At 67.4% G+C, this 17,534-nt stretch carries 20 protein-coding genes and 1 pseudogene; 2 read left to right on the forward strand and 19 right to left on the reverse strand.

Annotated features, from left to right (window positions below):
* Positions 1 to 4 precede the first annotated feature (4 nt).
* The 19 genes and pseudogenes from AB5Y81_RS16880 to AB5Y81_RS16970 form a co-directional block, all read right to left on the reverse strand.
* Positions 5 to 343 carry a DUF2541 family protein gene (locus AB5Y81_RS16880; RefSeq protein ID WP_017781065.1) on the reverse strand — a complete coding sequence of 113 codons (339 nt, stop codon included), beginning with the start codon at positions 341 to 343 and terminating at the stop codon, positions 5 to 7.
* Between the two features lie 165 nt (positions 344 to 508).
* Complete coding sequence (locus AB5Y81_RS16885; protein WP_139723888.1) at positions 509 to 1,735, reverse strand: beta-ketoacyl-ACP synthase; 1,227 nt, start codon at positions 1,733 to 1,735, stop codon at positions 509 to 511.
* Positions 1,732 to 2,457, reverse strand: coding sequence for a 3-ketoacyl-ACP reductase FabG2 (locus tag AB5Y81_RS16890; protein ID WP_279485352.1), 726 nt, complete (start codon positions 2,455 to 2,457; stop codon positions 1,732 to 1,734). The genes AB5Y81_RS16885 and AB5Y81_RS16890 overlap by 4 nt, the downstream gene beginning before the upstream one ends.
* Positions 2,458 to 2,466: 9 nt before the next feature.
* Positions 2,467 to 2,928 carry a hotdog family protein gene (locus tag AB5Y81_RS16895; protein ID WP_279485351.1) on the reverse strand — a complete coding sequence of 154 codons (462 nt, stop codon included), beginning with the start codon at positions 2,926 to 2,928 and terminating at the stop codon, positions 2,467 to 2,469.
* Positions 2,921 to 4,105 carry a beta-ketoacyl-[acyl-carrier-protein] synthase family protein gene (locus AB5Y81_RS16900; protein WP_279485350.1) on the reverse strand — a complete coding sequence of 395 codons (1,185 nt, stop codon included), beginning with the start codon at positions 4,103 to 4,105 and terminating at the stop codon, positions 2,921 to 2,923. Before AB5Y81_RS16900 ends, AB5Y81_RS16895 begins: the two co-directional genes overlap by 8 nt.
* Entirely contained in the window at positions 4,102 to 4,659 is a 558-nt protein-coding gene (locus tag AB5Y81_RS16905) for a DUF3261 domain-containing protein (RefSeq protein ID WP_099358795.1), read from the reverse strand. Before AB5Y81_RS16905 ends, AB5Y81_RS16900 begins: the two co-directional genes overlap by 4 nt.
* A complete protein-coding gene (locus AB5Y81_RS16910) occupies positions 4,656 to 7,004 on the reverse strand; it encodes an MMPL family transporter (protein WP_279485349.1) in 2,349 nt (782 codons plus the stop codon). Before AB5Y81_RS16910 ends, AB5Y81_RS16905 begins: the two co-directional genes overlap by 4 nt.
* 50 nt (positions 7,005 to 7,054) lie before the next feature.
* Complete coding sequence (locus AB5Y81_RS16915) at positions 7,055 to 7,669, reverse strand: outer membrane lipoprotein carrier protein LolA (RefSeq protein WP_279485348.1); 615 nt, start codon at positions 7,667 to 7,669, stop codon at positions 7,055 to 7,057.
* Positions 7,666 to 8,091 carry a thioesterase family protein gene (locus AB5Y81_RS16920; RefSeq protein ID WP_279485347.1) on the reverse strand — a complete coding sequence of 142 codons (426 nt, stop codon included), beginning with the start codon at positions 8,089 to 8,091 and terminating at the stop codon, positions 7,666 to 7,668. The genes AB5Y81_RS16915 and AB5Y81_RS16920 overlap by 4 nt, the downstream gene beginning before the upstream one ends.
* A 14-nt stretch (positions 8,092 to 8,105) precedes the next feature.
* Positions 8,106 to 8,219, reverse strand: a pseudogene (locus tag AB5Y81_RS16925) (acyl-CoA thioesterase); the annotation flags it as partial.
* Complete coding sequence (gene hutH, locus AB5Y81_RS16930; RefSeq protein WP_368146737.1) at positions 8,216 to 9,778, reverse strand: histidine ammonia-lyase; 1,563 nt, start codon at positions 9,776 to 9,778, stop codon at positions 8,216 to 8,218. The gene hutH and the pseudogene AB5Y81_RS16925, both read right to left, overlap by 4 nt.
* The gene (locus tag AB5Y81_RS16935; protein WP_279485345.1) at positions 9,765 to 11,468 is read right to left on the reverse strand and encodes a glycosyltransferase; all 1,704 of its coding nucleotides are present in this window, start codon (positions 11,466 to 11,468) and stop codon (positions 9,765 to 9,767) included. The genes hutH and AB5Y81_RS16935 overlap by 14 nt, the downstream gene beginning before the upstream one ends.
* Positions 11,465 to 11,821 (reverse strand): hydroxymyristoyl-ACP dehydratase, encoded by a 357-nt coding sequence (locus AB5Y81_RS16940; RefSeq protein ID WP_279485344.1) that lies wholly within the window; start codon positions 11,819 to 11,821, stop codon positions 11,465 to 11,467. Before AB5Y81_RS16940 ends, AB5Y81_RS16935 begins: the two co-directional genes overlap by 4 nt.
* Complete coding sequence (locus tag AB5Y81_RS16945) at positions 11,805 to 13,175, reverse strand: AMP-binding protein (protein WP_279485343.1); 1,371 nt, start codon at positions 13,173 to 13,175, stop codon at positions 11,805 to 11,807. Before AB5Y81_RS16945 ends, AB5Y81_RS16940 begins: the two co-directional genes overlap by 17 nt.
* A complete protein-coding gene (locus AB5Y81_RS16950) occupies positions 13,172 to 13,759 on the reverse strand; it encodes a hypothetical protein (protein ID WP_279485342.1) in 588 nt (195 codons plus the stop codon). Before AB5Y81_RS16950 ends, AB5Y81_RS16945 begins: the two co-directional genes overlap by 4 nt.
* Positions 13,760 to 13,778: 19 nt before the next feature.
* Entirely contained in the window at positions 13,779 to 14,027 is a 249-nt protein-coding gene (locus tag AB5Y81_RS16955) for an acyl carrier protein (protein ID WP_005297934.1), read from the reverse strand.
* A gap of 3 nt (positions 14,028 to 14,030) precedes the next feature.
* On the reverse strand, positions 14,031 to 14,297 hold the full coding sequence (locus AB5Y81_RS16960) for a phosphopantetheine-binding protein (RefSeq protein WP_005297932.1): 267 nt from the start codon (positions 14,295 to 14,297) through the stop codon (positions 14,031 to 14,033).
* Positions 14,298 to 14,314: 17 nt separating this feature from the next.
* Positions 14,315 to 15,073, reverse strand: a complete 759-nt coding sequence (locus tag AB5Y81_RS16965) for a lysophospholipid acyltransferase family protein (RefSeq protein ID WP_024941451.1) — start codon at positions 15,071 to 15,073, stop codon at positions 14,315 to 14,317.
* Entirely contained in the window at positions 15,058 to 15,768 is a 711-nt protein-coding gene (locus AB5Y81_RS16970; RefSeq protein ID WP_368146740.1) for a beta-ketoacyl synthase chain length factor, read from the reverse strand. Before AB5Y81_RS16970 ends, AB5Y81_RS16965 begins: the two co-directional genes overlap by 16 nt.
* 247 nt (positions 15,769 to 16,015) lie before the next feature.
* Between AB5Y81_RS16970 and AB5Y81_RS16975 the strand changes: the two genes are divergently transcribed.
* Both AB5Y81_RS16975 and AB5Y81_RS16980 read left to right on the forward strand, forming a co-directional pair.
* Positions 16,016 to 16,408, forward strand: coding sequence for a hypothetical protein (locus AB5Y81_RS16975; RefSeq protein WP_005297924.1), 393 nt, complete (start codon positions 16,016 to 16,018; stop codon positions 16,406 to 16,408).
* Between the two features lie 17 nt (positions 16,409 to 16,425).
* Positions 16,426 to 17,502, forward strand: a complete 1,077-nt coding sequence (locus AB5Y81_RS16980) for a methyltransferase (protein WP_279485340.1) — start codon at positions 16,426 to 16,428, stop codon at positions 17,500 to 17,502.
* The last annotated feature ends 32 nt before the right edge of the window (positions 17,503 to 17,534 follow it).

Raw genomic sequence — 17,534 nt, forward strand, 5'->3', positions numbered from 1 at the left:
TTGCTTATTTGCGGCCGTACACCTTGACCCCGGCCCGACTCCCTTCCGAATTGCCGTATACCTCGATCCGCTTGATACAGAGCCGGCTGCCGAGGGATTTCCACTCCGACTCCTGATCCTCTCTCAGCTCCTTGCCGAAATAGAGGGTCTTGCTGCGATCATTGCCATAAAACACCTTGACCCGCTCCAGGGTTAATTCCCGCCCAGCCTTGACCATGATGGATTTGGTCGGCCGGCAGGCGAGCATGGGGATGATGGCGGGATGATCGCCGACCCCGAGCAGAATGGTCTTGCCCAGCCGAAATTCATCATCGGCCATGGCCGGGGCGGCCAACGCCCACAACAAGGTGGATAACAGAACGCCCTGAATGACGCGCAGACGCTTGGCAGAAAAAGAAAAAGCAGATAACACAGACATGATGCCTCCCGAAAAAAAACGGGGGGCATATTAATTCATCAAGGCTAAACCCAGCCTGTACCGGCGCCCTGCCAGGCAGGGCACCGACACTCAGGACCAGCGTTTGAAGATGAGGGAGGTGTTGATACCGCCAAAGGCAAAGTTGTTGGACATCAGGTACTCCACCGCCAGCGTGCGACCGCTGCCCACCACGTGATCGAGCGGAGCGCAGGCCGGATCCGGCTCGGTCAGGTTGATGGTGGGGGCAAACCACCCCTCCTGCATCATCTCCAGCGCCAGCCAGGCCTCGATGGCGCCGCAGGCCCCCAGGGTATGGCCGAAGTAGCTCTTGAGGGACGAGATGGGGGTGCGGTCGCCGAATATGGCGGCGGTGGCGTGACTCTCGGCGATGTCGCCGCGCTCGGTGGCGGTGCCGTGGGCGCTGATGTAGCCGATATCCTCAGGCTGGAGCCCGGCCTGGGCCAGCGCCATCTCCATGCAGAGCTGCATGGTCTCCTGCTGGGGTTGGGTCACGTGGGCGGCATCGCAGTTGGTGGCAAAGCCCACCAGCTCGGCGAGGATGGTGGCACCGCGCGCCTGCGCATGTTCCAGCTCCTCCAGCACCAGGGTGCCGGCCCCCTCGCCTATCACCAGCCCGTCCCGCTGCCGGTCAAACGGACGCGGCGCCAGCTCCGGGTTGTCGTTCATCTGGCTGGTGGCAAACAGGGTATCGAATACCACGGCCTCCGACGGGCAGAGCTCCTCCGCCCCGCCAGCCACCATCAGGGTCTGGTAGCCGTGCTTGATCGCCTCAAAGGCGTAGCCGATCCCCTGGCTGCCGGAGGTACAGGCACTGGAGGTGGGAATGACCCGCCCGCGCAGGCCGAAGAACAGCCCTGTGTTGACCGCCGCCGTGTGCGGCATCATCTGCACATAGGTGGTGGCCGTGATGCTGGCGGTGCTCTTGTCGTTGAGCATGACCCCGAAGGCGCGAATGGGGTCCGTGCTGCCGGTGGAGGAGCCGTAGGCGATGCCGGTGCGCCCGTCGGTGAGCACCGGGTTGTCCAGCAATCCCGCCTGCGCCAGCGCCAGCTCGGTGGCGACGGTGGCAAGCGCCGAGACCCGCCCCATGGCGCGGGTCTTCTTGCGCGGATAGTGGGCCGGCAGCGTGAAGTCCGGAATGGGGGCCGCCAGCCGGGTGTTGAGACCGTCGTAGATGGCCCACTCCGGCATGTTCACCACCGCATTGCTCCCCGCCTGCAGGCGGGCTCGCACGCTCGGCCAATCCTGCCCGAAGGCGGTCACCCCGGCCATGCCGGTGACTACGACTCGCTTCATACCATGCCTCCGTTGATGGAGATGACCTGGCGCGTGACATAGCCGGCGATGTCGGACATCAGATAGGAGACCAGACCGGCCACCTCGTCGGCCTGCCCCATCCGCTTGAGCGGAATGATCTTCATCGCCTCAGCCTTCACCTCCTCGTCCACCATGCCGGTGTCGATGAGGCCGGGGGCCACGCAGTTGACGGTGATCTTGCGCTTGGCAAGCTCGAGGGCCAACGCCTTGGTGGCCCCCATGATGCCCGCCTTGGCGGCGCTGTAGTTGACCTGGCCCCGGTTGCCCATCAGCCCGGACACCGAGGAGATGGTCACGATGCGCCCGCCCCGGCGCAGGCCGATCATCGGCATGATGCAGGGCTTGAGCAGGTTGTAGAAGCCGTCCAGGTTGGTGTGCAGCACCCCGTCCCACTCCTCGTCGGTGAGGGCGGGAAAGGCGGCGTCACGGATGATGCCGGCGTTGCAGACCACGCCGTAATAGGCGCCATGCTCGGCCATGTCGGCCTCCAGCCGCGCGCGGCACCCCTCGCGATCGGCAAGGTCGAACTGGAGCAGACGCCCCTGCCCGCCGGCCGCCTGCAAGCTGGCCAGGGTGGCCTCGGCGCCAGCCCGATCGCTGTGGTAGTGCACCACGATGGAAAAACCGTCGGCCGCCAGCTTGAGGGCGATGGCGCGGCCTATCCCCTTGCTGGCGCCCGTGACCAATACGCTAGAGATCATGAAGCTTCCTCAGGCTAACAAATCGGACAATTCGCCGGGGCTCGGCTGGTAGGTGGAGAGTCGCGCCTGGGCGCACTCCTCCCCCGCCAGCAGGATCCGGCAATCAAAACTGGCCATGCCGCCGTCTTGCAACAGGCAGCACGCCTCTATGGTGAGCAGGCTGCCGGCCGCGAAGACGGGGCGCAGGCAGCGATACTTGCGACTGCCGAGCAGCATGCCGATGCGCACCGGCTCGCCGCGCAGGTGCCCCTGCATGCCGGCCCAGGCAGCGATGGTCTGGGCCATCAGCTCGATACCGACCCAACCCGGCAAGTTGCCCTCACCATCCAGCAGCAGGGCATGGCGGGCACCGATACGGGTCTCGCAGCGCGCCTGCTGGGCATCCGCCGCGCAGAGCCGGTCCAGCAGCAGCATGGGGGCCTGGTGGGGCAGCAGGGTCTCGATGGCGGGCAGTGAACCTGGCTCATTCATGGTGAACGCTCCCAAACAGCAGGCTGACATTGTTGCCACCGAAGGCAAAGGAGTTGGAGAGCACCCGGGGCGCCGCCAGTGGCACCTCGCCGCTCACCAGCCGGATGGGGGCCAAGGCCGGATCCGCCGTGGCCACCCGCTGGGGCGGCAGTGGCAGAGCGCGCTCCAGCAACAGGCAGGCGAGCGCGGCCTCGATGGCTCCCGCCGCCCCCAGGGTGTGACCGGTGAGCGGCTTGGTGGAGCTGCAGGGCACCTCGGCACCAAACAGCCGATGCACCGCCTGGCTCTCCATGGCGTCGTTGAGGCGGGTAGCGGTGCCGTGCAGGTTGACGTAGCCCACCTGCGCCGGCGTCAGGCCCGCCTGGGCCAGCGCCATGCGCATGGCCGCCTCGGCGCCGACACCCTCTGGATGAGGCGCCGAGATGTGCCAGGCATCGGAGGACTCCCCCGCTCCCAGCAGCGCCAGCGGCGCAGGCGTGCGGCTCAACAGAAACAGCGCCGCCCCCTCGCCGATGTTGATCCCCTGGCGGGTCTCATCGAACGGCTGGCAACGCGCACAGCTGAGGGACTCCAGGCTGTCAAAGCCGTTGAGGGTGAGCCCGCACAGGCTGTCGGCACCGCCCACCAGCACGACGTCTGCCAGTCCGGCCGCCAGCAGCCGCTGGCCACTGATGAAGGCGCGCGCGCTGGAGGAGCAGGCGGTGGAAATCGTCCAGGCCGGCCCGCTCAGGCCGAGGTGGCGGGCCAGAAATTCCGACGGCGAGCCCAGCTCCTGCTGGCGATAGTCAAAGGCTGGCGGCACGGCTTCCCCGCGCCGGGCAGCCGCCACCGCCAGCTCGGCCTCGCCGATCCCGGCGGTACTGGTGCCTAGCACCAGGCCGACACGGTCGCAGCCAAAGGTGGCCAGCGCCTCATCGAGGGCGGGCCGGATCTGGGCCAGCGCCGCCAGCAGCAACTGGTTGTTGCGCGAGGCGTAGGGGGCCAGCGCCACCGGGATGGCCGGCAGCGCGTCCTCCACCCGCCCGACCGGGGTCAGCCGACCATCCAGCAGCGCCGTCCGGTGGCGATCCAGCGGGCTGATGCCCTCTCTCTGCCAAGCCAGCAGCGCCTCGGCGCTGGCATCACGCCCCGTCCCCAGCGCCGAGACGAGGCCATAGGCGGCGATATAACAGCTCATTGGCTCAGGGTCTCCAGTTGCAGGCGGTAGTTGAACACGTGTTGCTGCAGGCCGACCGGCTCGCGCACGCCGTCGGCGTCGCGGTAGCGGATTTCGGTCACCAAAGTGCCGTCGGGGGCGCGCAGTCGGCGCAGCAGCCCCTCGTCACGCAGCGTCCAGCCTGGCGGCAGTTGCGGTTGCCAGCTGGCCAGCGGCCAGTAGCAGAGCATCACGTCCGCCAGCACCTGGCTCACCGGCGGCATGCCGCTGGTGAGCAGCGGGCTGAGCTGGCGGGTCTCGATGCCCTGCTGGTCATAGCGCACCAGAAACAGCCGTACCCCGCTCGGGGTCAGCCCTACCAGGGTCAGCTGGTGGCCGTCCGCCTCCAGTACCGTCATCAGCTGGTGGTTGCTCCCCCCCACGCTGGCGGTCAGCAGTTGCTGGCGATAGAAGGGGGCGGCCAGCACGGGGGCCGGCAGCGTCATGACGGTCCCCTTGTCGAGATAGGCGGTGGGGGTCGGCTGGCTGCTGCAACCGGTCAGCAGCAGGATTACGAACACGAACAAGGCTTTCATGATGAGGTTGGCTCCCGGCCATGTGGCCCCGGCAACTGCGGTCGACCCCGGTCCAGTACCAGGGGTGAGAGCAGGAAGGCGGTAAAGATACCGCCGCTCAGCACCAGACCAAAGCCCGCGATGGCGGGGGTGTGACTCAGCGCCAGCAGACCGAAGGCCAGCTGGGTGGTGAGGTTGGCCAGCAGGATGGCGAGCAAGGTGGAACTCTGGCGCGCCACCCCGCTCCCGCTGTGGGCAAAGAAGAGGCCGTAGTCGATGCCGATGCCGAAGATGAGGCTGAGCGCCAGCACCCCGAACAGGGTGAGCGGCTGGCCGCAGGCGGCGAGCAGCGCCAGCCCCATGGCCAGCGCAATCAGGTTGACCAGCAGCACCCGGGCCGCTCGCGCCGCCCCCATCCGCCGCCACAGCAGCAGGGCCACCAGCGCGATGGCCACCGACAGCAGCTCCGCCAGCTTGATGCGGTAGTGGGCGAACAGCTGGCTCCACTGGCTGCGCTGATCCTGCCAGTAGACCCCTGGCTCGGCCGCCGCCAGCGCCGTCAGGGCTCCTTCGTCTGCCACCCCCACCAGCGGCACCCAGATGGCGACGCGGCCATCCGCCAGGGCATGCCACAACAGGCGGCTCCCCTCGCTGACCGGGCTGGCCAGCCAGGCGGCCGGGGTCAGCCAGTGTGGCTCGCGCACGGGCGGCTGCAGCGGCAGGCCGGCCGTCTTGAGCCGGCTCACCACCTCGGGTAGCAGGGCCCGGATGGCGGCGGCATCCTCCTGCTGGCGCGCCAGCGAGGGCAGCCAGCGGGCAAGCGAGACAAAATCCTGCAGCGCACCGCGCGCCTTCAACGCGGCCAGCGGGCCGTGGAGCCGCTCCAGCCGTTGCAGTGTCTGCTCGCCGTCCGCCCCCGTCACCAGCAAGCCCTGCATGCCCCCCTGCTGGCCGGTGAGGGCCTGGATCCGCTGCTCCTGCCCCTGCAGTACCACTGGCAGAGGCTGCAGCCGGCGGATGTCGTCATCCACCTGCAACCGGCTGATGCCGAGGGCCGCCAGCAGCAGGCAGCAGAGCGGCAGACCGATGCGCAGCAGCGGGCGCTGCTGCCAGGCCAGCAGCCAGCCCTGCAACCAGCGCTGGCCCAAAAGCGGCCTTGTCGGCAGCGGGCCGGCCCAGCGCGGAAACAGGCAGAGCACAGTGATGAAGGCGCTGAACAGCCCAGCCAGCGCGCACACCGCCAGCTGCTGCAAGCCGGGGAAGGGAGCGAACCAGAGCAGGCCATAGCCGATCAGGGTGGTCAGCACCGCCAGCGACAGACTCGGCAGCAACTTCAGCCGGGTCTGGTGCGGCGTCTCGTCGTCGCCGTGCAGCCGCCGCTCACACAGAAAGTGGATGGCGTAATCGATGGCGATGCCGATGAGGCTGCTGCTGATCACTAGGGTGAAGACGTGGATCTCGCCGAACAGGATGAGCACTGTGCCGAGCCCCCACATCAACCCCACGCCGATGGGCAGCAGGGAGAGCAGTAGCGCCCGGGTGGAGCGAAACACACCCCAGATGAGCAGGATGACCCCGACCATGGAGCCCAGCCCTATGGTGGAGATGTCCTGCTGGGCCAGCTGGCTTGCGTGCTGGCTGTAGAAGAGGGTGCCGCGGCGCAGCAGCTCGGCGCCGGGATAGGCCTCGACGAGGCGCTGCTCGGCCCCGGCCAGTTCGCTCAGCAGCGCCTGGTTGCGCTGGATGTCGAAGGCGGAAAGATCCAGCTCGGCGCGTACCATGTACCAGTCGCGGCCGGCGTCGTCCCGGCTTACCAGCCAGCCCTCCTTGAGCTGCATGGGGCCGCGGGCCTCGGCCAGCACCCCGGCCCGGGTCAGCAGCAGAGGGTCGCTCTGCCACTCGGCACGGGAGACACCGCCGAAGGGAGAGTAGATCTGGCCGAGCACCCACTGGCTCCACCCCTCGGCCCCCCCGGCAAGCCGGGCCCGGCTTGCCGGATCCAGCCGCTGCCAGGCCAGCTCGTGCAGATAGCGCTGCCAGGCGGGGGCCAGCTCGGGCTGATACCCCTTGATGCGGGACAGGGCAGGCAGCTCGCCGAGCTGCTGCGCCCAGAAGGTGGCGGCAGCGCGCCCGTCCTGGCCGGCGGGTAGGCTCAGCAGCCAGACCAGCTGGCGGTCGAGCTGCTGCAGCAGCCCCTGCTGCAGGGCCGGGTCCAGATCGCTGCGGGACTCGTGGGGCAGCAGATCCATCAGGCTGGTGTTGATGCGGCTGTGGGGCAGCTGCCAGGCAAGCACAGCCGCCAGCAGCAGACAGAGCCCGATCCAGAGGGTCCCGAGCCGGCGCCAGGTGGTTTCAGCGTGCAGCAAGGTGGGCTCTCCTCGTCCCGGCGGGAGCGGTTCGCTGGCGCAGCGGGATACTAGTGGACAGCAAAGCGGGCCTGCTCCTCAGGGGTCAATGGCAGGGGGCGCTCGCGCCAGTCGCTGAAGCGGATGCGGGTGCTGTCACCCTGCTTGTCGGCGATAAGCAGCTGATCCAGCTGCCCCTGCCCGCTCAGGGTGAGGCTGGCGAACACCTTGTCGAGCGGCGCCAGGGTCGGCACCAGCACCAGCTGCCAGCCATCCTCCGTGCTGTGAAAGTCGATGCTGAAGTAACGGCTCAGGGTCGCCTCGTCCGAGCCGAACAGCGCCAGCAGCATCTGGCTGAACTCCAGCAGCTGGGGGTTGTCGATGACGGTGGCGGGCTGGCCCGCCATCTGCTGCACCATGCGCGTCGGCGTCAGGACAAGGGTCAGCGGGAAGGGCTTCTGCTGCTGCCACCAGAGCCCCAGATCGCGCACCAGCAGCAGCTCGCCGGAGGCCTTGAGCGGCTGGCTCAGCCCCGCCACCTGCTTCTCCTGCTCGAAGTGGGCCTCCTTGGCTTGGCTCAGGGCGAGCAGCTGCTGCACCTCGGCCCGGCTCAGGGGCACCGCCTGCAGCGGCCATGTCAGCAACAGGATCAGACCGGCCAGCAGCGGCCCCATCAGTCGGCTCACTGGCTCACCCCCAGCTTGTCCAGCAGCACCTGGGGCGAGGCCAGACACATCTCGCCGCTCGCCTTGCTCACCGCCACCTGGATGCTGTAACCCTTGCTGGTGCGGGTGCCGTTCACGGCGTCGCTCAGCAGGTAGTCGATCTTCAGGCGGTTCTGGTACTCGGTCAGGGTGGCGCGCACCCGCACCCGCTGGCCGAAGCGCAGCGGTGCCAGGTACTTCATCCGGGTGTCTATGATGGGCCAGAGGTAGCCGGAGGCCTCCATCTGCGGATAGTTGTAATCGATGAGATCGAGCAGGGCACAGCGGGCCAGCTCGATGTAGCGAAAGTAGTGGCCGTGCCAGGCGACCGCCATCATATCCACGTCGTGGAACGGGATGGTCACCTCGATCTCAGTACTGATCTGCCAGGGTTCTTGCTGCATGGTTGTTCTCACAAGTAGTGCCCCCGCCAGCGCGACACAGCCACCCAGTCCACGTCGTGGAACGGGATGGTCACTTCTATCTCGGTGCTGATCTGCCAGGGTTCAGGCGTAGTCTGGATACGGCTCATAGTGAAGAGTCCTGATAGAGGGGATAGTGGCGCTGGCGAATGCGGGCGATCAGCGCCCTCAGCTCGGGCTCGAGCCCCCGGTCTTCCAGCAGCGGAGCAAACTCGGCCCGCACCTGCGCGACCATGGCGGCCAGCGCCGTGCCGAGCGGGCGGGTGAAGGGGGTGGGTCGGGCGAGGCGCAGCTCCACCCCCTGCACCGCCGCCAGCAGGCTGGCGGCCGCCACCTGCTCGGTCAGGGTCAGCACCCGCAGCGCATCCCGCGCCGCTATGGTGCCCATGCTCACCTTGTCCTGGTTGTGGCACTCGGTGGAGCGGGAGAAGACGCTGGCGGGCATGGTCTGCTTGAGCGCCTCCGCAGTCCAGGCCGAGACGCCGATCTGCACCGCCTTGAAGCCGTGGTTGATCATCTGCCGCCCCTGTGGCGCGCCGGAGAGGTTGCTCGGCAGGCCGCCGTTGAACTTGCTGTCCACCAGCTGGGCCAGCTGGCGATCCAGCAGGTCGGCCAGGTTGGCGACGGCCGCCTTCATGCTGTCCATGGCCATGGCGATGTGACCGCCGTAGAAGTGGCCGCCGTGCATCACGTGCTCCTCTTCGCCATCGATCAGCGGGTTGTCGTTGGCGCTGTTGAGCTCGTTTTCGATGAGCTGGCGCCACCAGGGCAGGCTGTCGGCCACCACCCCGATGACGTGGGGGGCGCAGCGCAACGAGTATCTGTCCTGCAGCCTATCGCTGTGGCGCGGCAGCTCGCCGGCCACCAGATCCTCTCTCAACCAGGCCGCGACCCCCTGCATGCCGGGGTGCGGCTTGGCGGCAAACAGCCGCTCGTCGAAGTGGAAGGCGTTGCCCCCCATGGCGACGCTCACCAGGGCGGTGATCCGGGTCGCCAGTTGCATCAGGTAGTCGGTGCGGGCGTAGGCGAGGCAGGCCAGCGCCGTCATCACCGAGGTGCCGTTCATCAGCGCCAGCCCCTCTTTCGGGCGCAGGGTCAGGGGAGTGATCCCTAACTCCCGATAGACCTCGGCGGCGGGGCGCAGCACACCATCATGATGAAGCTCGCGCTCCCCCACCAGCACGGCGGCGACGTAGGAGAGCGGGGTGAGATCGCCGCTGGCGCCCACCGATCCCTCTTCGGGAATGCGCGGCACCAGATCCTGCTCCAGCAGCCAGCAGAGCCGCTCGAGCAGGGCCGGGCTGACCCCGGAGACCCCCTGCGCCAGCGAGCAGAGCCGGGTCGCCAGCACGGCGCGCGTGGCATCGAGCTCGAGATCCGCCCCCAGCCCGCAGCCGTGAAAACGGGTCAGGTGCAGCGGCAATTCGGGCACCAGCTCGGTTGGCACCGGCCGGGTCACCGAATCGCCGTAGCCGGTGGTCACCCCGTAGATGACCCCCTCTTCGGCCAGCAGCCGGTCGAGGAAGTCTGCCCCCCGCTGGATGCGGGCCATGAAGGCGGGATCCGGGTTCAATGCTGGGGTGGCACGGCGTTCGGCCAGGGCCACCACGTCTTCGATGGTCAGCGGCTTCGCGCCGAAGACAACCCTGCTCATCTCACTCTTGTTCATCGGTCAGCTGCCAGAAATCAAAAAAGTTGAACCAGTCCAGCGGGGCGCGCAGGCAGTGGTGCTGCAGGCGATCGGCATAGGCCTGTACCCGGGACGCGAGAATCTGTTGGCGCCCCTGCCGCGGCAGGGGCTGGCCATCGGCAAAGGGCTCGAAATGCACCCGAAAGCGCCCCTGTTCCTTGAGGCCGAACATCAGGTAGACGGGGCAGCCCAGCACGCTGCTGAGCACGAAGGGGCCGAGGGGAAACGGCGCAGGAGCGCCGAGGAAATCGGCCCAAATCACCCGCTTCTCCCGGGTCACCGAGGTGCGATCGCCGACGATCACCACCCACTCTCCCTGCTCCAGCTTCTCCTTGAGCAGGATGGCGGTATCGGCCCCCAGCTCCTGCACCTGGATGAGGTTGAGGTGCGAATCCGGGTTGATCTGCTTGAGCAAGGCGTTGAAGCGGGCCGCGTGGCGGGTGAACACCAGCGCATTGATGCGCAGCCCCTGCTTGCGACTGCCAAGGGCCCGGCACAGCTCGAGATCGCCCAGGTGGGAGCCCAGCAGCAACACTCCCTTGCCGCTGTTGATGGCGGCCTGGTAGTGCTCAACCCCCACCAGCTCAACCTCTTGCTCCGTGATGTCGCCGCGCCAGCCCGCCAGCTTGTCGAGGGCCGCCTCGCCAAAACGCAGGAAGTGGCGAAAGCTCGATCTCGGCTCAATGGGCAGCGCAACGCCTTGTGCGTTGGCGAAGGCCTCGAGCCGGGCCAGATAGGCCCGGGATGCCTCCCGCTGGGCACGGCCAGTCAGCCAGAAGTAGCCGATGACCGGATAGAGCAGCAGGGAGAAGCCGCGCCGCCCCAGCAGGCGGTAGCTGGCCAGCATGATCTGCATCCCGAGCAGGGAGCCCCGCTCCGGGGTGCGCGACCAGTGGGTGCGCCGCTCGCGCCACAGCCGGGTCAGCTGGGCGCCCAAGCGGGCAGGCCAGCGGCAGAGGCGCAGCAGCAGATCCCACAGCAGACGGCACACCAGCCGGGTGTGCATCCAGGAGATGTCGAGGTTGTCGCGAAAAAGCCGAAAGTGGGAGCGGCCGTCGACGGGATAGATGACCCGGGTCGGCACGAAGCGCATCGGCACCCCGGCCCAATGGAGGCGCACCATCACCTCGGTGTCAAAATCCATCCGCCGGCCGAGGGCCACCCGCTCCAGCAGGGCGCAGGTGGACGCCAGCGGATAGACCCGAAAGCCGCACATGCTGTCCTTGATGGCGAACGACAGCGTCTCGATCCAGACCCAGACATGGGTGATGTAGCGGCCGTAGAGGCGCCCCTTGGGCACGGAATCGTCGTAGAGAGGGCGACCGGAGACGAGCGCCGCCGGGTGCTGGCGCGCCTCCGCCAGCAGGGCCGGCAGATCCGTCAGATCGTGCTGGCCGTCGGCATCCACCTGCAGGGCGTGGCTGAACCCCAGCTCATGGGCGCGGCGCAGCCCCGTCATCACGGCGCCCCCCTTGCCCTGGTTGTGGGAGTGACGCAGCAGGCTGACCCAGGGGTGCTGGGCGGTCAGCGCATCCAGCGCGGCGGCGGCGACGGGCTCGCTGCCATCGTCGACCAGCAGGCAGGGCAGCTCGAATTCGGCCAGCCGCGCCAGCACGGCGGCCAGCGGTCCGGCGTGGTTGTAACAGGGAATAAGAAGGCAAGGGTTCATGGGGTCAGCCGCACCCGTCCGCTGCTCGCCGGCTCGTCGTCGAGCAGATAGCTGAAGAGAAGCTGGCCCTTGTCCGCCTGCCACTGCAAGCTCAGGCTGCACTCGGCCCCGGGGCGCAGCGGGCGCTGGAACTTGAGCTGATCCACCCCGTGAAACGGCAGTGTCAGCTTGAGCAGGCTGGCGGCGTAGTGCATCACCCAGTGGATCTGGGTCACCCCGGGTAGCAGAGGCGCGCCGGGAAAGTGCCCTGCAAACCAGGGCAGTGCGGGATCGAGTCGCAGCCGCAGGCGCACGCCATCGGCCAGCACCTCGCAACCCAGCTCGGTTGGCAGCGTGTCAGCGGACAGGCTCATCGAACAGCTCCTTGAGTTGTGACCAGGGGCGCTTGCCCTGGGCGTTGACGGGCATCTGCACCACCCGGCGCACGCTGCGCGGCAGGGCGACCGGCTCGAGCCAGGGGCGCAGCTGCTGGCGCAGGGCCAGCAGGAAACGACCCTGACCGAGTTCGTCCCAGCGGGCGGCCCCCAATTCGCTTAGCACCAGCACGGCGCCGAGGATCTGGCGCTGACCCTGTTGCAGCGGCAGCACGGCGGCCGATTCCACCTCTGCCAGGGCCTGCAGGCGCGCCTCCACCTCGTCGAGGGAGATGCGCTTCTCCTCCAGCTTGACGATCCTGTCCTGACGCCCCAGCAGCTCGAAACCCTCCTCGCGCAGGGCGATGCGATCGGCGCAGGCCAGCCAGCCATCCTCTTCCAGAAAGGGGGAGCGCAGCAGCAGCCCCTGCTCCGGGCCGACCCGTACCTCGACCCCGGGCAGCGCCGTCCAGGGGGTCTGCTCCTGGTGGCGCTGGCGCCAGCCAATGCCACCGGTCTCGCTGCTGCCGAAGATCTCTACCGGCAGCTGGCCGAACAGCGCCCGGGCTTGCCGGGCATCTTCCAGCTGCAGGGGGCCGCCGGAGGAGACGATCAACCGGCAGCCGGTGGCGTGCATGGCCGGATCGAGCCGGCTCAGAAACGCCGGCGACGCGATCAAACACCAGGGGGCGCCTTGCGCCGCCAGCTGCTCCGGGTAGTCGATGGGGCGGCGATCGAACGGGCGACCGAGGGCCAGCGGCAGCAGGATGCGAAACAGCAGGCCGTAGATGTGCTGGTGGCTGACGCTGGCCAGCACCCGGCTATCGGCCAGTCGCTCGCCCCACAGCGCCATCTGCACCCGCAACTCGGCCTCCAGCTGGGGCCAGGCCTTGGGGATCGCCTTGGGCTCGCCGGTGGAGCCTGAGCTGAACAGAGTGATATCCAGGCGCACAGGCGCAAGATCTCCGTGTGCGGCATCCAGCCCCTCGTACACATCAACCAGCGGCAGCCTGAGCTGAGGCACGACAAGTGCCGCCCCCGGCAGCTCGGCGTCGGTGAGCAGGCCGTCGAACTGGCTCTGCAGTTCCTGCAGGCCGGCCAGCCGCTGATGACCCGGCAAGATCGCCTGATAGCCGCCGAGGGCGCAGGCGAGCAACGCTTGCGTGAACAGCAGGCTGTCGTCGAAACAGAGGGCCCAGCGCGCGCCTGGCTGGCCGGCGCCGTCATGACGGGCCATGGCACTGGCCAGTTGCAGGCTGGCGCGGCGCAGCTCGGCCAGGGTCACCTCCCCCTGCGGGCCGAAGGCCACCGGCCGGGCACCATCGCGCAGCCAGAGGGTTTGCAGCAGGCTCATGGGGTCAGCCTCTTGAGCAGGCGGCGACGCACCAGATACTCAGCCCCCATCAGGCCGCCCATCAGGGCGTAGCTGACAAAGCCGTTGTAGAGGCTCCAGAGCGCCAGATCCCCGTGCCAGATGGTGAAGGCCGCCAGGGCGCCGTTGATGACGAAGAAGCCGCACCAGACCTGGGTCACCCGCCGGGTATAGCCGATGGCCGCCGCCGGCAAAGCGGGATCCTGCAAGCGGGCCAGCCGCTCCACCAGGCTCATGGGGCGGGTCAGGCTCCAGCCAAACAGGCAGAGCAGGCAGAGGCTCACCGCCAGCGGGTAGTAAAGCAGCCAGTGCCGGGCGCTGAACAGAGCGCAGAGCAGGGTCAGCCCCAGCCCGATGCAGGCCAGCAGGCGCCCCAGCCAGAGCCACTCCGGCAGCGGGCCGAGCCGGACTCGCCCCTTCAGCAGGCCGGGCAAGAGTCGCAGCGAGAAGATGAGCAGCAGGCCGAGCAGCAGCGGGGTCTGACCGGCGTGGGTCAGCCCCCAGTAAACTGCCAGCGGGTAGAGCAGCAGGGCACCACCGGCCAGCCAGGAGAGCCAGCGCATCATGGCAGGGCTGACACCGGCATCAGGCGTCGGCCAGCAGACGCTCGACCGCATCCACCACGTCGTTGACGCTGCGCACCGACTTGAACTCCTCCGGCTTGATCTTCTTGCCGGTCAGCTTCTGCAGGTGCACCACCAGATCGATGGCGTCTATGCTGTCGAGCTCGAGATCCTGATAGAGGCGGGCCTCGGGGGTGACGGCCTCTTCGTCGACTTCGAACAGCTCGACGAGGGCAGCCTTAATCTGGGCAAAGATGTCGTCGCGGGTCATGGCTCAGGCCTCCCCTTTCGACTGGGCCTGCACCAGGGCCACCAGGGCCGCAACGGAGGCAAAGTGGCGACGGGTGTTCTCATCCTCGGCGGAGAGGACGATGCCGTAGCGGCCCTTGATGGCAAGGCCCAGCTCCAGCGCATCGATGGAGTCCAGCCCCAGGCCATCCCCAAACAGCGGTGCCTGGCTGTCGATGTCGTCAGGGGTGAGCCCCTCGAGGTTGAGGCTGTCGATGATGAGTTGTTTTATCTCTAGATGCAGGTCTTGCATAACTGTTCCATATGCTGTCATTGGGGCCCGGGTTGCAGGGCCCGGGTGAGAAACCGGGTCAACTGGCGAGCGGCCAGCGCACTGCTCTGGCCGGCGGCGACCACCTCGTCCGCCGCCACTTGCTGCAGGAATTCTATGGTGAAAGTCGGCTTATTTTCCGGGATCTTGAACCATTTGTCCTGCTTGGTGAGAAATCGGGTGCTGCAGTGGATCCGCACCAGTTGCAGCGGTACCTGGCTGCGCACCGCCAGCTGGGCCGCGCCGCGCTGCAGCTTGATGGGTTCGCCCGGCGTGGTGCGGGTCCCTTCCGGGAAGATCAGCAGCAGGCCGCCGGCCCGGATCCGCGCCATGCACAGGGCCAGCAGATCCTCCCCCGCCACGTTGGGCAGGTAGTCGGCCGCCCGCACCACGCCGCCGATGAAGGGGTTGCGCCAGAGTGACTGCTTGACGATGCAGTCGCACACCGGCATCTCGGCCGCCAGCATGACATAGTCGAGCAGGCTGGGGTGATTGGCCACCACCAGGGCGCCACGCAAATCGGCGGGCATGCCGCTGACGCGATAGTCGAGCACCCCCCAGCCGCGCAGCATGGCGAGAAACAGCCGGAAACTGTGGCGGATGGTGAGCTGGGCCAGGGTGCGCCGCCGCTCCCCGCGCAGACAGAGCGCCAGCAAGGGGAACCAGAACAGGGTGAGCAGCAGGCCGCCCACCCCGAACAGGGTGAAGCCAAGCGCCGTGCCGATCAACCGCCAGGCCCGGTTCAGCAACGCTGCCATCTCCACGCCTGACGGTCATCGCCGAGGAGCAGGGTCGGCTCGCCTAGCAGCAGGGCGCGCCACATGGCGAGGCTCTGGGGCAGCGAACGGGTGGATTCAACCACGGGGCTAACCCCCTCACAGCGCCACTGCTCACCGGCCTCCAGCACCAGCCCCAGCGCGTGGGGCGGCGCCTCTTCCGCCAGCCAGGGGCGATGAAATTCGGGCACAGGCCCCTCGAAGGCCACCAGCAGCACCTTGCGGGCGCCGGCCTGCAGGGCGCAGACCGCTTCGATGAGGCCTGCCATCAAGCTGTTCTCCCCCCCAGCCAGCGAGCTCATGGGAATGGCGGCCTTGCCCTGGATGGAGCAGAGCCCGGCGGCGGTGTTGTGCACCGACATGGAGAAATCGGTGGGGGAGAGCGCCTGCCCGTCCGCCAGCGCCTGCAGCAGCGTCATGGAGCGGGCCAGCTCACCGTGGCGGCTGACGAAGATGGCACTGTCTACCTGGTGGCGGGCCAGCAGGCTCAGCCCCACCTGCACCGCCAGCCGTGAGCCCTGGCTCAGGCGGCGCGCCATCATCATGGGCAGCAAGGGAGTGGCGGGAAACGGCGGGTCGACGGGCCAGCGCCCCTGCTGCGCCCACGCCTGCCAGGCGGCCTCATCGGCCAGACCGGGTGACAGCGCCTGACTATCCAGCAGCGAGAAAGAGAGCATGTTGCAGGCGACCTGTCCTTAAAACCGTGGTGGGAGCGAAGAGCATAAAAGGCACTCACCCGACGGGCAGTGCCTGCGCCATGGTATTGAATGACGTCATCAGGTGAATACCGGGCGGATAATACCATTATTCATCAGAAATAATAGCCAGCCCGGATTATCCACCGCCTTGGTGATTGAAAATAAACAATTTGTGTTGTCTCATTGCCACGCTCAATTGATGAATATCCTTCTCAAGGAAAATATTATGAAGATTATTAATAAAATATCCCTGCTGCTGGCCTGTGCCCTGCTGGCCGCCTGCTCCACCAGCCAACCCATCCGCAATATGGCGGCCAATCCGGTGCCATCCAACCTCACCGAGGAGCAGGTCGCCAACGCCATTATTACGGCAGGTATCAGCAAGAGCTGGGTAATGCGTCAGGAGCAGCCGGGACTGATTCGGGGCCAGGTCAATGTGCGTCAGCATCAGGCGGTGATCAATATTCCCTACAGCGCTCGCGATTATTCCATCAATTATGTGAGCAGCGTCAATCTGGACGACAAGGGCAAGGGCAGCATCCACCGCAGTTATAACCGCTGGGTACTGGGTCTGAACCAGGCCATTCAGCTGGAACTCGCCCGCGCGCAGAGCCGCTGATCCGGCAGGAGCCCCCCGTGAATCACTATCAGACAGACCCCTACAACGCGCTGGAAGCCATCAGCGAGGCCCAGAAAATCGCCTTCGGGCCCATGCTGTTTCAGGCCAGCTGGTGCCTGCGCGAAACCGGGGTGCTGGCCTATCTCGAGACCCGTGGCCAGCGGGGGGCACCACTGGCCGACATCGCCCAGGCATGCGAGCTGAGTGAATACGGCGCCGGCGTGCTGCTGGACATGGGGCTCGGCGGCGGACTCTGCTACCTGGCCGAGGAGCACTATGTGCTGGGGCGGGTCGGCAAGTACCTGCTGAACGACACCATGAGCCGGGTCAATCTCGACTTCACCCAGCACGTCTGCTACCAGCCCCTCGCCCACCTGCTCGACGCCATCCGCAACGGCACGCCGGCCGGCCTGCAGGAGTTCGGCCCCTGGCAGACCCTCTATCCGCACCTGAGCGAGCTGCCCGAGCCGGCCCGCCGCAGCTGGTTCGCGTTCGATCACTTCTACTCCGACTGGGCCTTCCAGCAGGCCCAGGACAAGGTGTTCGGCTACGAGCCGCGCCACCTCTACGACCTGGGTGGCAACACCGGCAAGTGGGCCATCGCCTGCGCCAAGCGGGATCCGGCGCTGCGAGTCACCATCCTGGACTTGCCCGAGCAGCTGGCACTGGCTCGCCGCAACATCGAGGAGGCGGGGCTGGCGACGCGGGTGCAGGGTCACCCGGTGGATCTGCTGCAGCCAGGCACCCTGCCCGGCGAGGCGGACATCTGGTGGATGAGCCAGTTCCTCGACTGCTTCAGTCACGAGCAGATCGTCGCCATCCTGAACCGGATCCGGCTGGCCATGAAGCCGGGCGCCCGGGTCTGCATCCTGGAGCTGTTCTGGGACCGCCAATCCTTCGAAGCCGCCAGTTTCAGTCTCAACGCCACCTCCCTCTACTTCACCTGTCTGGCCAACGGCAACAGCCGCTTCTACCACTCCAAGGAGCTGTACCAGTGCCTGCGCGAGGCCCACTTCCACGTGGAAGCCGAGCACGAGATCCCAGGCCCGGGCCACACCCTGCTGGTTGCCCGCCCGTTGCACACGAGGCCATAATGCCGCCATCGGCATAACGATGATGAAACGAG

This window comes from Aeromonas sp. s2 (assembly GCF_040907935.1).
Taxonomy (GTDB): domain Bacteria; phylum Pseudomonadota; class Gammaproteobacteria; order Enterobacterales; family Aeromonadaceae; genus Aeromonas; species Aeromonas dhakensis.

Coding starts and splice junctions, on each gene's coding strand:
- AB5Y81_RS16885 (WP_139723888.1), bottom strand. CDS start 1,735: ATGAAGCGAGTCGTAGTCACCGGCATGGCCGGGGTGACCGCCTTCGGG.
- AB5Y81_RS16890 (WP_279485352.1), bottom strand. CDS start 2,457: ATGATCTCTAGCGTATTGGTCACGGGCGCCAGCAAGGGGATAGGCCGC.
- AB5Y81_RS16895 (WP_279485351.1), bottom strand. CDS start 2,928: ATGAATGAGCCAGGTTCACTGCCCGCCATCGAGACCCTGCTGCCCCAC.
- AB5Y81_RS16900 (WP_279485350.1), bottom strand. CDS start 4,105: ATGAGCTGTTATATCGCCGCCTATGGCCTCGTCTCGGCGCTGGGGACG.
- AB5Y81_RS16905 (WP_099358795.1), bottom strand. CDS start 4,659: ATGAAAGCCTTGTTCGTGTTCGTAATCCTGCTGCTGACCGGTTGCAGC.
- AB5Y81_RS16920 (WP_279485347.1), bottom strand. CDS start 8,091: ATGCAGCAAGAACCCTGGCAGATCAGTACTGAGATCGAGGTGACCATC.
- hutH (WP_368146737.1), bottom strand. CDS start 9,778: ATGAACAAGAGTGAGATGAGCAGGGTTGTCTTCGGCGCGAAGCCGCTG.
- AB5Y81_RS16935 (WP_279485345.1), bottom strand. CDS start 11,468: ATGAACCCTTGCCTTCTTATTCCCTGTTACAACCACGCCGGACCGCTG.
- AB5Y81_RS16940 (WP_279485344.1), bottom strand. CDS start 11,821: ATGAGCCTGTCCGCTGACACGCTGCCAACCGAGCTGGGTTGCGAGGTG.
- AB5Y81_RS16945 (WP_279485343.1), bottom strand. CDS start 13,175: ATGAGCCTGCTGCAAACCCTCTGGCTGCGCGATGGTGCCCGGCCGGTG.
- AB5Y81_RS16950 (WP_279485342.1), bottom strand. CDS start 13,759: ATGATGCGCTGGCTCTCCTGGCTGGCCGGTGGTGCCCTGCTGCTCTAC.
- AB5Y81_RS16955 (WP_005297934.1), bottom strand. CDS start 14,027: ATGACCCGCGACGACATCTTTGCCCAGATTAAGGCTGCCCTCGTCGAG.
- AB5Y81_RS16960 (WP_005297932.1), bottom strand. CDS start 14,297: ATGCAAGACCTGCATCTAGAGATAAAACAACTCATCATCGACAGCCTC.
- AB5Y81_RS16965 (WP_024941451.1), bottom strand. CDS start 15,073: ATGGCAGCGTTGCTGAACCGGGCCTGGCGGTTGATCGGCACGGCGCTT.
- AB5Y81_RS16970 (WP_368146740.1), bottom strand. CDS start 15,768: ATGCTCTCTTTCTCGCTGCTGGATAGTCAGGCGCTGTCACCCGGTCTG.
- AB5Y81_RS16975 (WP_005297924.1), top strand. CDS start 16,016: ATGAAGATTATTAATAAAATATCCCTGCTGCTGGCCTGTGCCCTGCTG.